Source organism: Acinetobacter pittii (assembly GCF_034067285.1).
Taxonomy (GTDB): Bacteria; Pseudomonadota; Gammaproteobacteria; order Pseudomonadales; family Moraxellaceae; genus Acinetobacter; species Acinetobacter pittii_E.
Genome location: NZ_CP139286.1, coordinates 2,796,946 through 2,810,071, shown reverse-complemented (window position 1 = coordinate 2,810,071; position 13,126 = coordinate 2,796,946). Strand labels below are relative to the sequence as shown.

Sequence of the window (13,126 nt, the reverse complement as noted above, 5' to 3'; positions counted from 1 at the left end):
AGAAAAAACGATTATAGTGGTGGTGCAGTTAAAATCGCTTCTTTAGAAGCAGGTAAACCTGGTTGCGATTCTGGAATAGTTTCTAAACCTTCAATTTTAGTTACTGTGCCAGTTCCATCAAAGTAAATTTTTAAATGCTGACCATGTGCTGCGGGGATTTTTGCTTTTTTCGCATAAGTTCCCGGGATATAGTTGTAAATGTAGTCCCAACGTAGAGGATTGAGGGGATCAGTCACAGTTGGACTACCAAGCAAAAAACGCACTTGCTGGAAATTCATGCCGACTTGTACTTGAGAGGCCTGAGCTTTGGTCAATGGAGTCCCTTGAGGAATATCAACCTTATATACACCAAAGATTGAACAACCGGCAAGGAGTGAAGTGACTAATAACGTCAGCACGAGTTTTTGCATTTTGCTACACTATCCCAATAAATTATGATGCATTTGATCAAAGGATAGATCATACTTCATCTAAATTCTATTGCCTATTCCAACTTGAGATTTGTTGAGAGACCTTTTTTCATGCCTATTTCCAATCAAGATTTGCGCAAAGCTGGACTTAAAGTTACCCTTCCACGAATTAAGATTTTGGAATTATTAGAAAATTCAAAACAACATCATCTTAGCGCTGAAGATATTTACAAGACTTTGTTAGAACAAGGGGAAGATGTCGGTCTTGCGACAGTTTACCGTGTGTTAACACAATTTGAAGCTGCAGGTATCATTCAGCGCCATCATTTCGAAAATAATCATTCTGTTTTCGAAATTATGCAAGAAGATCATCACGATCATTTGGTTTGCCATAATTGCAACAAAGTTATTGAATTTACTAATGATATTATCGAGAAGGAACAGCATGCTGTAGCAGAGCAACATGGGTTTACTTTAACGGGTCACTCATTAAACCTCTACGGTTACTGTAACGAACCTGAGTGTCAGGAAGTACTGCGTAAGAAATAATCGTTTTCACACAAAGAAAACAAATAAAAAAGGAAGGTTACGTTTAACCTTCCTTTTTTTATGAAGAAATTACTGTTTGTCGAAGGTTAAATGCTGATTTGTGCCTGCAATTTGATCAGGACCTTCTTCGGCAAGCTTAATTGTTAAACGTAAATCGTTTGGTGAGTCAGCATGTTTTAATGCATCTTTATAGGTAATTTGGCCTGACTTATAAAGATCAAAGAGTGCTTGATCAAAGGTTTGCATACCAAGTTCACGTGAGCGTTTCATTAAATCTTTAATTTCATGAATTTCGCCTTTACGAATATAGTCTGAAATTAATGGTGAGTTAATTAGAATCTCAATTGCGGCACGGCGTGAATTACCATCTGGCGTTGGAATAAGTTGCTGTGCAATCATGGCCTTTAAGTTGAGCGATAAGTCCATGTAAAGCTGGCTATGGCGGTCACTTTCAAAGAAGTGAATAATACGATCAAGTGCTTGGTTGGCGTTGTTGGCATGCATTGTGGCTAAGACCAAATGACCCGTTTCGGCGAAGCCAATTGCATAGTCCATCACTTCACGCGTACGAATCTCACCAATCAAGATTACATCGGGTGCTTGTCGCAAAGTATTCTTTAAAGCTACTTCAAATGAATCAGTATCGATCCCGACTTCGCGTTGGGTAATGATGCAGCCAGCGTGTTCATGAATAAACTCGATAGGGTCTTCAATGGTAATGATGTGACCTTTAGAGTTATGGTTACGATAGCTAATCATTGAAGCCAGCGAGGTTGATTTACCTGTACCTGTTGCACCTACAAAAATAATGATACCGCGTTTGGTCATTGATAAATCTTTAAGTACAGGCGGTAACTGCAAGTCATCAATTGAAGGAATTTTAGTTTCAATTCGACGGAGTACCATACCCGGCATGTCACGTTGCTGAAAAGCACTCACACGAAAGCGGGCAGTTTTATCACGGTTCATAATGGCAAAGTTACATTCACGAGTGTCTGCAAATTCTTCGCGCTGTTTTTCACTCATGATGGAATGTAATAGTTGACCAATAATTTCACCTGAAAGACTATTTTTTGAAATGGGAACAATTTGCCCGTTAATCTTCATCGATGGTGCAACGCCATCTGTAATAAAGAGGTCGGATGATTTTTTTTCAACCATCAGGTTGAGCAGGTCATTAAAATCCATATTTATTCTCTAGTTATTTTTATAGGAATGATTCAGGCTGTTTAGCAGCAGTACGAGCCGTTTGTGGGCTGATTACACCGCGAGCGACTAAACCTTTTAAGCTTTGGTCGAGGGTGGTCATGCCATGATTCGCACCAGTCTGAATAGCTGAGTACATTTGCGCGACTTTATTTTCACGAATTAAGTTACGAATGGCAGGAATACCAATCATGATTTCATGGGCTGCCACACGACCGCCGCCATTCTTTTTAAGCAGAGTTTGTGAAATAACAGCCTGTAAAGATTCTGATAACATGGCACGAACCATGTCTTTTTCTTCGGCTGGGAATACATCAATCACACGGTCAATGGTTTTCGCAGCAGAAGTGGTATGGAGCGTACCAAACACCAAATGGCCTGTTTCGGCAGCAGTAAGCGCTAAACGAATAGTCTCAAGGTCACGCATCTCACCGACCAAAATAATATCTGGGTCTTCACGCAGTGCTGAACGTAGCGCTTCATTAAAGCCGTGTGTATCACGATGCACTTCACGTTGGTTGATGAGACATTTCTTAGACTGGTGTACAAATTCGATAGGGTCTTCAACCGTTAAAATGTGGTCATAACGGTTTTCATTAATGTAGTCCATCATCGCTGCAAGTGTGGTGGATTTACCTGAACCTGTTGGGCCTGTAACCAGTACAATGCCGCGTGGATAGTCACAAATATCTTTAAAGATTTGACCTAAGCCTAAATCTTCCATGGTAAGTACTTTGGAAGGAATGGTACGAAACACTGCACCAGCACCACGGTTTTGATTAAATGCGTTAACACGGAAACGCGCAACATTAGGCACTTCAAAAGAAAAGTCGGTTTCAAGTTTTTCTTCGTAGTCACGACGCTGTTTATCATTCATGATGTCATAGACCAGACGGTGAACATCTTTATGATCTAGAGCTGGTAAGTTAATGCGACGAACCTCACCATCAACGCGAATCATTGGTGGCATGCCAGCAGACAAGTGTAAATCGGACGCGCCATTTTTCACAGAGAAGGCGAGTAGCTCTGTAATATCCATAATTTCCCCAAGTAAATCAAAATATGTCATTATTTTGTAGAATAATATACGGCTTTCACCGAGGCTTACCAACACCTCGCTTTAGGTGAAAAGCAAAAAAGTTTTTTGAAAATGAGAACCTTGTCAATGAATTACCCGCAAGATGCGCGGCAGCACGTATTACAGCAAATCCAAACTGCTTGTGAGAATGCTCAACGTGCGCCTGAAACCGTGCAACTTTTAGCCGTATCAAAAACACATCCAAGTGAAAGTTTGCGTGAAATGTATGCAGCAGGGCAAAGAGCATTTGGCGAAAACTATTTGCAAGAAGCTTTAGAAAAAATTGAAGCTTTACAAGACTTAGACATTGAATGGCATTTTATTGGTCATGTTCAACGTAATAAGACTAAACATTTGGCCGAGAAATTTGATTGGGTACATGGTGTAGATCGTTTAATTATTGCTGAGCGGCTATCTAACCAACGTGGCGATGATCAATCTGCTCTGAATATTTGTTTGCAAGTGAATATTGATGGGCAAGACAGTAAAGATGGTTGTGCACCAGATGAAGTTGCCGAGCTGGTTGCCCAAATCAGTCAATTACCAAAAATCAAATTACGCGGTTTAATGGTCATTCCAGCCCCTGACAATACTGCCGCTTTTGCAGATGCTAAAGCCTTGTTTGATGCGGTGAAAGAAAAGCATGCCCACCCAAAAGATTGGGATACTTTAAGCATGGGAATGTCGAGTGATTTAGAAGCTGCAATTGCTGCTGGTTCAACGATGGTTCGTATAGGAACAGCATTGTTTGGTGCTAGAGACTATTCGCAGAAAGGGTGATGTAAGCTTTATCTTACAGAAATTGCGGCCTTTTGCGGCTATGGCAGACAACGCTTTTTTCGTACTATGAACTCATCAGGAAACAGGATGTTTCTAAGAATAACAATAAACAGTGATGAATGGATGCATACAGGTACGACAGGAGTTATACCAACGCAGAATCTAAAAAAGCCCCGATAGGATGTCGGGGCTTTTTAGTTTTAACCTACCACTTCAATCGTACTTGCACCTGCACCGAGTGGTTTTACCTGAATTTGTACAGGAATACGCTCATGCATTTCTTGAATGTGTGAGATGAGAATGACCTGACGTCCCTGATTTTGCAGTTGATCTAAAGCATTCATGACCATATGCAAAGAAGAAGCATCCAAAGTACCAAAGCCTTCATCAATAAATAGCGATTCAATTTTCATTGAACCCGAAGCCATATTGGCAATCGCTAAAGACAAAGCAAGGGCAGTTAAGAATGACTCACCGCCAGACAAAGAGGCAACAGAGCGAGTTTCTCCATCCATATCGTGGTCAATAATGGCAAGGCTTAAGGACTGATCAAGACGTTTTAGCGTATAACGCTGAGACAGCATCGCCAGTTGCTGGTTTGCATGTTCTACTAAAATATCTAAATGATATTGCTGGGCGTAGTCGCGGAACTCTTTACCTTTAGCATCGCCAATCAAACCTGAAATTTTGCTCCAGCGATGTTCTTCTTGCTGAATATTCTGAATTTGCTCGGCATATTGTTGCTGCTTCGCAAGGTTTTGTTGATGTACTTCGAGCTTAAGTTTAAGCCGATCACGTACTTCAAGTTGTGCTTTAAGCTCTGCAATATTGTCTTGAATAAGGTTAACAAGCTTTTCATATTCAATATCTGGCTGAGTTTGTAAGTGCTCACTCAATTGCTCTTGCATGGTTTTAAGTGCAGACGAGGCTTCACTTAATAAACGCTCGGCATGATTAAGTCGGTTACGAATGTCTTGCTCTTGGGCTGAATTGATCTGTATGAGCGCCGTAAGATCATGTGGCTCAAAATCAGTATGGGTTTTTAACCAGTTTTGAATTTGTTCATCAATCTGCTGCTGATGCCCCGCAGTGTGTTGATGTTGATGCTTAAGCTGATCGAGCGCCTGTTTTTGCTGCTCAAAGTGCTGTCTGGTTTGTTCAAAACGCTGTTTAGCCTCATGATACGCCGTCTGTTGTTGCTGACGTTTAGCGTCATGCTCAATTAGCCATTCGTGCGGTTTAATATCGGCACGGCCCGTCATTTGCTGAATGAGCGACACCGCTTTTTCATTATTTTGTTGGCCTTTGAGCGTAATTTCTTGGAGATTTTGGTCAATCTCATCAATTTGCTTCGCTATTTGTTCAAGGTTAGCAGTCAACATTTTAAGGTCTTGTTGCTGCTGTTCAAAACGTTGTGCAAGCTGTTCTTGTTGCTCAAGCTGCTTAGCGCGTGCATCAAGAATAGTCCAAGTTTGCTTAGCTGTTTGGCTACTCGATTGCTGCCACGCTTGCTGTTCTGTTTCAGATAAGCACTCAACAATATGTTGAACCTGTTGTTGCCATTGCTGTGCAGTATTAAGCAAGCTTTCATTACGCTGAATAGACTGAACGAGTTGACTATGTTGTTTAATCGCTTGGACTAAACGCAAGTTTTCTGAGTCAAATGAACTTATAGCAGTTTGCGCGGCTTGTCTGAGTTCGTTCAGCGTTTGCAAGATCTGCTCAGGAGCTTGATTAAGCTCAATATGTAATTGATTGAGCTTAAACGTTTGCTCAAGCTCTTGCTGCAAGCTTGATTGTTTTGTTTGAAGTTGAGCTAGATATTTGTGAACTTGCTCAAGCTCAGCACGGCACTGGGTAAGTGCATGTTGCTGGGTTTGCCATGCATTAAACTTAGTTTGCTCTAGTGCAACAGCTTGCTGCTCTTGTTGTTGCTGCAAATCGAATAAAGCTTTAGAGACTGCACTGTTGTCAACACGATAGGGGTGATGTGTACTTCCGCATACTAAACACGCATCGCCGTCTTTAAGATTGGCTCGTAATTGTTCAATATTTTCAGTATGTAATAAACGTTGCTGTTGCAGGATGTGCTGTAACTTTTCACGCTCAGTTTTTGCTGTTTGGTATTCTTGTTCAGCTAACTGGCAAACGGTTTTAAGTTGCTGTTCTTGGGCTGATACTTGAGTTTGTTTTTCAGTGAATTGCTGAAGCTCAGCATATAACTCATGATAAATTTTAACTTTCTGTTGAGTCAGATCTAGCTGAGTGATTTGAGCAAGCTTTTGTTCTTTGTCTTTACGTTGCTGTTCAAGCTTTAACTCAATTTGTTCAACTGTGCCGAGTGAAGCTGTCAGTTGTTCGAGTTCACTTTTAGCTTCCGATAATTTTTGGCGAGCAAGGGTAGGATTGCCAAGCTGTTGTTCAATTGCTTCATAGTTTTGAATAAATTGCCCGAGCTGATGTAGATGTGCTGAGAGGCCTTTGTCTAATACAGCGTATTGCTGAGTATGGGTAAGCTGCTGTTGTAGATGAACTTGGTCTTGTTGAAGCTGTGTAATATGCTGCTGCACAATGTTTTGCTGTTGTTGCAATGGACCGAGTTTTTGCTCAAATACATTTTTCTTTTCTTTGCACTTTTTATATTCATCGGCGATAAAGGCACGTTCTTGAATGGACTGTCGAACTTGATTTAAAGCTTGTTGATGCTGCTGCTCAAAATCGAGTGTCTGTTTGAGCTGTTGTTCTGCAAGTTGATATTGTTTTTGACCCGTTTCGAACACTTGCAACAACTCATTAAACTTGCTTTGAGCTTGCTGAATTTGAGGCTCAAGTTGTTGTAGGGTTTGTAAATTTTGGGCTTGCTGAAAAACTTGTGGGCGTATTTCAGAGAAAATTTCGAGTCGTTTTAATTGCTCACGTTCACCAGCCAATTGTTGATGGTGATTTTGCTGGGTTTGAAACTGTTGCTGTTTAGCTTGAACTTCTTGCTCAAGTTTCGCTTTGCGTTCAAACCATTGTTGCTGTTTGTCTAAGACATTTTTATGTTGTTCCAACTTTTGATGGTTTTGTTCGGCCTGCTGATAATGTTCGGTAAATGCCGCAATTTCTTCATCAGACAAAATTTCAATATGGCCTAAGAACTCTTCAAGCTGTTTACGCTGCTTTGCAATATCGGCAGTTTTACGAAAGGCCAATTCACCGATTTTGGCGAAAATGCTGGAGTTGGTCAGGTACTCAAGTAACTCACCGCGTTCGCTGTCTCGTGCTTTTAAAAATGCAGTTACTTCTGACTGGGCAAGTAACACGGCACGAGTAAACTGTTCAAAAGAAAGCTGGGTAATTTGTTTAACTTTTTCATCAACCGCTTTGGCTTTGTCGGCAAGTACGACACCGTCGGTCAGGCATTTTAAATGGCGCTGCACACTTTGTAATTTGCCATTTGGGTTTTCACGTGCACGTTTAATTTCCCAACGTGCCAAATAGCGTTTTTGGTCTTGTGCGACAAAGCAAAGTTCAGCGAAACCATGTCCTGTACCACGGCGTAAGACAGTGAGTGGTGAATTGGTCAGTAACTCAGAACCATCGACATCTTTTAATTTACCATCGCTGTCTTTAAGGCGAGGAACCCGATTAAACAAAGCCAGACACATGGCATCTAAAATGGTCGACTTACCAGCACCAGTTTTCCCTACAATCGCAATGAGACCTGCATGGGCAAGAGGCGCACTTTCAAAATCAATAAAATGTTCATCAGAAAGAGATGCCAGATTTTTTATTCGAATGGATAAAATTTTCATGACATATCCTTAAGGGGTTGCATCATTTTCAAGATGTTTTTGTGCTTCTTGTACTAGGCTTAGAAAATCTTTTAAGACTGCATCATCGGCGTTGTAACCTTGTTTTTCCCAGATATTTTGAAAGAGTTTTTCTGGTGTTGGTGGTTCAAGTGCGATTTTCTGAGTAGTATTTGAGTCGGTCGAGTCTTTATTCACATATTGACGTGAAATACGTACTAAACGATAGCGGTCAGGTGGTAGGGCCGCTTCAAACTGCTGACGTAGATTAGGCTGTGGCGGCGTTAAGCTATAATATTCAATATCGACATATTCACGGTGGTCAATATTTTCAATCACGCCATGAGGCAAGGCTTTAAGTTGTTGTAGCACTTCATTTAACTCACCACGAATGCGGTGCAATTGTATGCAACGCGGAATTTCTACAGCTTCAAACTGCAAACGGCTGTCTGCCTCTTGAGTCGGGTCAATTTTGACCTCAACCACTTGGTGTTTATAGTTAATTTCACTAAAAGACAGTGGAATAGGCGAGCCACTATAACGAATGTGCGGCTGACCCACTTTTTGTGGTTTATGTAAGTGCCCTAAAGCGACATAGTCGACAGCATCTTCAAATAAATTTGTTGAAAGTGCCTCTTCGTTACCAATAATGATTGGGCGTTCAGAGTCAGATGTTTCTCCACCTTGCATATGCGCATGTGACATCAAAATCAATGCTTGGTCTGGCGTTTTACGACGTTTGGCTTCTGCAATGAGTTGCTGGTGCAAATAGGCAATAGCATTTTTGCTATTGGTGGTATGTTCATTAAAGCCCGTAATTTCGGCCGAGCGTAAAAAAGGTAGGGCAAGGCACCACGCCACAATATCCTGATTTTGATTATAAATAGGTAAAAGTAGTCGATCGAAATCTAAAGTTTTATCTTCATTCCAGCGAACTACGCCCACGGTTTTTGCATTGTATTTTTCTAAAAGAGGTTCGACCTGTTCAATACGGTAGCCTGAGTCATGGTTACCCGCAATCATGAGCGTTTGCATGTGCGGTGCGATGCGATGTGCATCTGCTAAAAATTGGTAGAGTTGTTTTTGTGCCTGAGAACCTGGGTTAATGACATCAAAAATATCGCCAGCAATGAGCAGGGCATGCGGTTGTTTTTCTTGGATTTGAGTGAGCAACCAGCTTAAAAATTGTTGGTGTTCATAGTGTCGTGAGTGATTATAAAAAAACTGCCCCAAATGCCAGTCAGAAGTATGTAAAAAATGTACGGACATAGAAACAGACATCAAGCCAAAATAAACACAGATACGTTAGCATAAATTGGCAGGAGATTTTATCAAGACATTTTAAAGTGCTCGTTATTTAAGCCTAAGTTGAAACTTAAATTAATTTTTCACTTTAAACTTTGCTTTGTTACTATCAAGTCAAACAGTGAACTTTGAGAATAAAATGACCCTTCATGAATACGAAGTAAAAATACAGTGGGAAGGCAATACAGGTACAGGCACTTCATCTTATCGTTCATATAAACGAGACTTTAGTATTCAGCATCCGCAAAAAGCCACAATTCAAGGTTCATCAGACCCTGCCTATTTAGGTGATGTGACCAGATGGAACCCAGAAGATTTATTGATCGCATCTGCTTCAGCTTGTCATAAGCTTTGGTATTTACACCTGTGTGCAGTCAATCATATTCACGTTGTGAGTTATGTCGATCACGCACTGGGCTTTATGGAAGATACAGATCCAGTCAAACGTGGTCACTTTACTCAAATTAATTTAAGACCAGAAATTGTTTTAGAAAAAGGTGCCGATCAAGAACTTGCAGCAAAATTACATGAAGAAGCACATCACGAATGCATGATTGCCAATTCGGTGAATTTCCCAATTACATGTGAAGCCACTTTTAGCTTTGCCGAATAATCAATATGAAATAGCCACCGATAAAAAGACGGTGGCTATACATTAAAAAATAAATAGAGTCGTTAAATAAAATCTTTAAGCTGCATTTTCATCGACTTGGAAAATACCAAAAACGTTATGGTCTAAATCGACAAAATAACCATGCCACGCGCGGCCGGGAATGGCGAATTTATCCATCGCGACAATGCCCCCTTGCGCTAAAATTTTTGCAGCCACTTCATCGAAGTTTTCGACTTGAACCGAACAGGTAAATGCATTGGTGCCATATTCCATTGGCGGCGTTTGGGCTGGGCGTTTTAATAGTCCACCCATGATTGAAGGCGTTTCGATACGGTAATATTCAATCGGTAGGCTTTCATCGAGTTTAAATTGCCAGCCAAACACAGCTTGATAAAACTGCGCATCGCGGGCAGGGTTTGAAGACTGGATTTCAAAATAGGCAATATTGTTCATATTATTTAAATCATTTTTATGGTGCAAAAAGTATACGCATAGCCTTTATAGCCACGAAAGAACTATTGTGTATGGTGAGCGTAAAATAAATAAAAGTGCTAAAAAATAAAAACCGACGATTCGAGTGATGAGAGAATCGTCGGTCAAAAGCTTCATCAAGGGTTTCGGCTGCTAACAAAACCTAATCCGAAGGAAGGAAAGAGTCGTAATGAAAGGTCACCGAAACAATTTTGCGGATGCCGTGCAAAGGAAGTATTCGGTTGCTGCGACCTTATTACCCTATATAACGTCAAGAGATCAGGATTGGTTGACAGAAAAATGAAAAAAAATCGAAAAAAATTTATAATTATTTTTTGAACCCATAAATTAGGCAAAAATATGACCAAATTACGTTCTTACTATCTCTGGTTTTTTGCTTTATGCATTGTGCTTACCTTAATTGTAGGTGTGGTTGCAGCAGTATTACCAGCGAGTGTAGGCGGTATTTTAACAGCCGTTCCATATTTAGGCGCAATGATTTTTGTCTTATTTAAATTTTTAAAGAAAGAACGCCGTGCTCCGACTGTACAAGAAAAAAAGAAATTTACTTTAGGTTTTAGTCTGATTTTTTGGGGCTATAACTTGTGTGGTGTTTTATTTGGCCTATTTTTATTTGCCAGAAAAGACCCTGAGATTTTGCAAAACTTTATGCTTTACCTCAAACAGCCTCAGTTCTTAAGTATTATGGTGATCATGCTTTTAATGTTAGCTATTCCGCTTTATTTAATTACTTACTGGTTTTATGGCAAACAGGCACAGCGCATGGCTGACAAAATGTTTAACGTGCAATAGATCACTATGAAAACTCATACGTTTAAATATAAATGAGTCTTATACAATTAAATAAAACTTGAATCCTCAGCCTAGGAGGAAATATGAATAAGAATGTATTAATTACGGGTGCCAGCGGTTTTATTGGCACGCATTTAATTAGGTTCCTACTACAAAAAAATTATAACGTGATTGCTGTGACACGGCAGGCTGGAAAGGAATCTGACCATCCTGCCTTGCAATGGGTACAACAGTTTGAAGATATTTCGACACGTCAAATTGACTATGTGGTGAATTTGGCCGGTGCAAATATTGGCGAAAAACGTTGGACCGAGTCACGTAAAAAACAACTCATTGAAAGCCGAGTAAACACGACCCGAAAACTGTATGCATGGCTCAAGCAGTCTGAAATTTTTCCGGAAGTGATTGTGTCTGGTTCAGCCATTGGTTATTACGGGATTGATGACCAGGAAAAGTGGACAGAAGTGTGCACTGAACAAAGCACGCCACAGCCTATTTTTATGTCCGAGCTTTGCCAAGAGTGGGAACACGCAGCTTTGGCAGATCCTCAGCAAAATACTAAAATTATTCGCTTAGGCGTAGTGTTTGGGCAGGGCGGTGGCATTTTGCCTAAAATGTTGCTTCCGATTCGACTCAATTTAGTGGGTCAAATTGGTCATGGGCGTCAGCCAGTAGTATGGGTACATATTGAAGATGTATTAAACGCTATCGAGTTTATATTTCAGCATCCTCAATCTGCTCAAATTCATAATGTCGTAGCGCCTGAAAACGTGACTCAAAAAGCTTTTGTTGAACAAGCTGGCGCGGTGCTCAATAAGAAACCACTATTGTCGGCACCAAGCACAGTTTTTCGCTGTTTGTTAGGGGAGCAGTCGCAATTGATCTTAAATGGTCAATTTGTTAAGCCCGCAGCCCTGCAAGCAGAAGGATTTGAGTTTGCTTATCCACAATTAAAAATGGCTTTAGAGAATATATTGGCGTCAGGCTAAGATTTTATTTTGCAAACGCTCTGGTGAATATGCTTTGGCATCAACTAAGGTCGGTTGACCCAGCATAAGCTGACGGAGCAATTGCGCAGAGCCTGCGCCCATACATAAGCCATTTCTAAAATGACCAAAGTTTGCCCATAGGTTATCCATTTCAGGCATTTTGCCAATATAGGGAACACCATTTGGTGAACTTGGTCTGAGGCCTGCCCAGCGTTGTACGATCGGGAAATCGGCCAGTTCAGGCACCATTTCCAAACATGCTTCTAAAATATTGTGCTGGGTGGTTTCATCGGTAGAGGTGTCGAAACCACGATGTGCCATGCTTGACCCACAAACAATATGACCGTCCATACGAGGAATAAGATACATCACTCGATTCATGCACATGGTTGGTAGCCAGTGAGCAGGGGTTTTAAATAGCAGCATTTGACCTTGAACAGGTTCGACTGGAATTTCGAGTTGTAATTGTGAGTTCCAGTAATGGCTCCAAGCACCCGAAGTTATTACAAAATGATCTGCTGTATGTTTGCGACCATCCTCGGTTTGTAGAGCTTGTATCACATCACCTTGTTGAATCAGTTTTTTAACAGCCGAGTGCTCAAAAAAATCAACATTTGGATGTTGTTTTAAATAGCTAATGAGGGATTGTAATACGCGCGGGTTGCGAATATTAGACAGTTCAGGGAAATAAATCGCTTCTTGAAACTGATCAGAAATATGCGGGTTGACTTGCTCTAGCGCATCTCGCTGTAAATATTCACAGCGCTGCATCGGTTCTTGATGCTGCTCGGCGTAGGAAAGCCCAACGTCAAAATCTTCTTCATCAAAAATCAGCATACCTGTGTCATGAATTTCAAAATCAATCCCTGTAACAGGGTAGAGCTTTTGGTTCCATGCTTGATAAGAGGCTTTACCAAATTGAGCAAGTTGGTTCACTGCATGCACATAGCGCCACGGATACATCGGAGAGAGAATACCTCCGCCAGCCCAAGAGGCTGCTTGTCCCGCTTGTTGTTGATCAAAAATGCTGACTGTGCAGCCTTGTTCAACCAACTCCAGCGCAGACATTAATCCACTTATGCCCGCGCCAATGATTGCAATATGCATGCAGTGTTATC

The 13,126-nt window shown here is 40.9% G+C and carries 12 protein-coding genes; 5 read left to right on the top strand and 7 right to left on the bottom strand.

What is annotated here, in order from left to right:
• Positions 1 to 11 precede the first annotated feature (11 nt).
• Complete coding sequence (omlA, locus tag SOI81_RS13220; protein ID WP_002121740.1) at positions 12 to 410, bottom strand: outer membrane protein assembly factor BamE; 399 nt, start codon at positions 408 to 410, stop codon at positions 12 to 14.
• Positions 411 to 521: 111 nt separating this feature from the next.
• On the opposite strand from omlA, the gene fur reads away from it, so the two are divergent.
• Complete coding sequence (gene fur, locus SOI81_RS13215; protein ID WP_016141990.1) at positions 522 to 959, top strand: ferric iron uptake transcriptional regulator; 438 nt, start codon at positions 522 to 524, stop codon at positions 957 to 959.
• A gap of 69 nt (positions 960 to 1,028) precedes the next feature.
• On the opposite strand, the gene pilU is transcribed toward fur, so the two are convergent.
• Together pilU and pilT are read right to left on the bottom strand one after the other, a co-directional pair.
• Positions 1,029 to 2,147: a PilT/PilU family type 4a pilus ATPase gene (gene pilU / locus SOI81_RS13210; protein WP_320540899.1), complete on the bottom strand. Its 1,119-nt coding sequence runs from the start codon at positions 2,145 to 2,147 to the stop codon at positions 1,029 to 1,031.
• A 19-nt stretch (positions 2,148 to 2,166) separates the two neighbouring features.
• Positions 2,167 to 3,204: a type IV pilus twitching motility protein PilT gene (gene pilT, locus SOI81_RS13205; protein WP_025470368.1), complete on the bottom strand. Its 1,038-nt coding sequence runs from the start codon at positions 3,202 to 3,204 to the stop codon at positions 2,167 to 2,169.
• Positions 3,205 to 3,330: 126 nt separating this feature from the next.
• On the opposite strand from pilT, the gene yggS reads away from it, so the two are divergent.
• A complete protein-coding gene (gene yggS / locus SOI81_RS13200) occupies positions 3,331 to 4,023 on the top strand; it encodes a YggS family pyridoxal phosphate-dependent enzyme (protein WP_320540898.1) in 693 nt (230 codons plus the stop codon).
• A gap of 200 nt (positions 4,024 to 4,223) precedes the next feature.
• Here the strand turns inward: yggS and sbcC are convergent, their stop codons facing one another.
• Entirely contained in the window at positions 4,224 to 7,820 is a 3,597-nt protein-coding gene (gene sbcC, locus SOI81_RS13195; RefSeq protein ID WP_320540897.1) for an AAA family ATPase, read from the bottom strand.
• 9 nt (positions 7,821 to 7,829) lie between these two features.
• Positions 7,830 to 9,098 (bottom strand): exonuclease SbcCD subunit D, encoded by a 1,269-nt coding sequence (gene sbcD / locus SOI81_RS13190; protein WP_320540896.1) that lies wholly within the window; start codon positions 9,096 to 9,098, stop codon positions 7,830 to 7,832.
• 163 nt (positions 9,099 to 9,261) lie between these two features.
• On the opposite strand from sbcD, the gene SOI81_RS13185 reads away from it, so the two are divergent.
• Positions 9,262 to 9,735 (top strand): OsmC family protein, encoded by a 474-nt coding sequence (locus SOI81_RS13185; protein WP_320540895.1) that lies wholly within the window; start codon positions 9,262 to 9,264, stop codon positions 9,733 to 9,735.
• Positions 9,736 to 9,810: 75 nt separating this feature from the next.
• On the opposite strand, the gene SOI81_RS13180 is transcribed toward SOI81_RS13185, so the two are convergent.
• The gene (locus SOI81_RS13180) at positions 9,811 to 10,188 is read right to left on the bottom strand and encodes a VOC family protein (RefSeq protein ID WP_001059437.1); all 378 of its coding nucleotides are present in this window, start codon (positions 10,186 to 10,188) and stop codon (positions 9,811 to 9,813) included.
• A gap of 378 nt (positions 10,189 to 10,566) precedes the next feature.
• Here SOI81_RS13180 and SOI81_RS13175 point away from each other — a divergent pair, with 378 nt between their 5' ends.
• Together SOI81_RS13175 and yfcH are read left to right on the top strand one after the other, a co-directional pair.
• On the top strand, positions 10,567 to 11,019 hold the full coding sequence (locus SOI81_RS13175; protein ID WP_174765932.1) for an ABZJ_00895 family protein: 453 nt from the start codon (positions 10,567 to 10,569) through the stop codon (positions 11,017 to 11,019).
• 83 nt (positions 11,020 to 11,102) lie between these two features.
• Entirely contained in the window at positions 11,103 to 12,008 is a 906-nt protein-coding gene (gene yfcH / locus SOI81_RS13170; protein WP_239976159.1) for a TIGR01777 family oxidoreductase, read from the top strand.
• On the opposite strand, the gene SOI81_RS13165 is transcribed toward yfcH, so the two are convergent.
• The gene (locus SOI81_RS13165) at positions 12,000 to 13,115 is read right to left on the bottom strand and encodes an NAD(P)/FAD-dependent oxidoreductase (RefSeq protein WP_174765930.1); all 1,116 of its coding nucleotides are present in this window, start codon (positions 13,113 to 13,115) and stop codon (positions 12,000 to 12,002) included. The genes yfcH and SOI81_RS13165 overlap by 9 nt on opposite strands.
• Between the last annotated feature and the right edge of the window lie 11 nt (positions 13,116 to 13,126).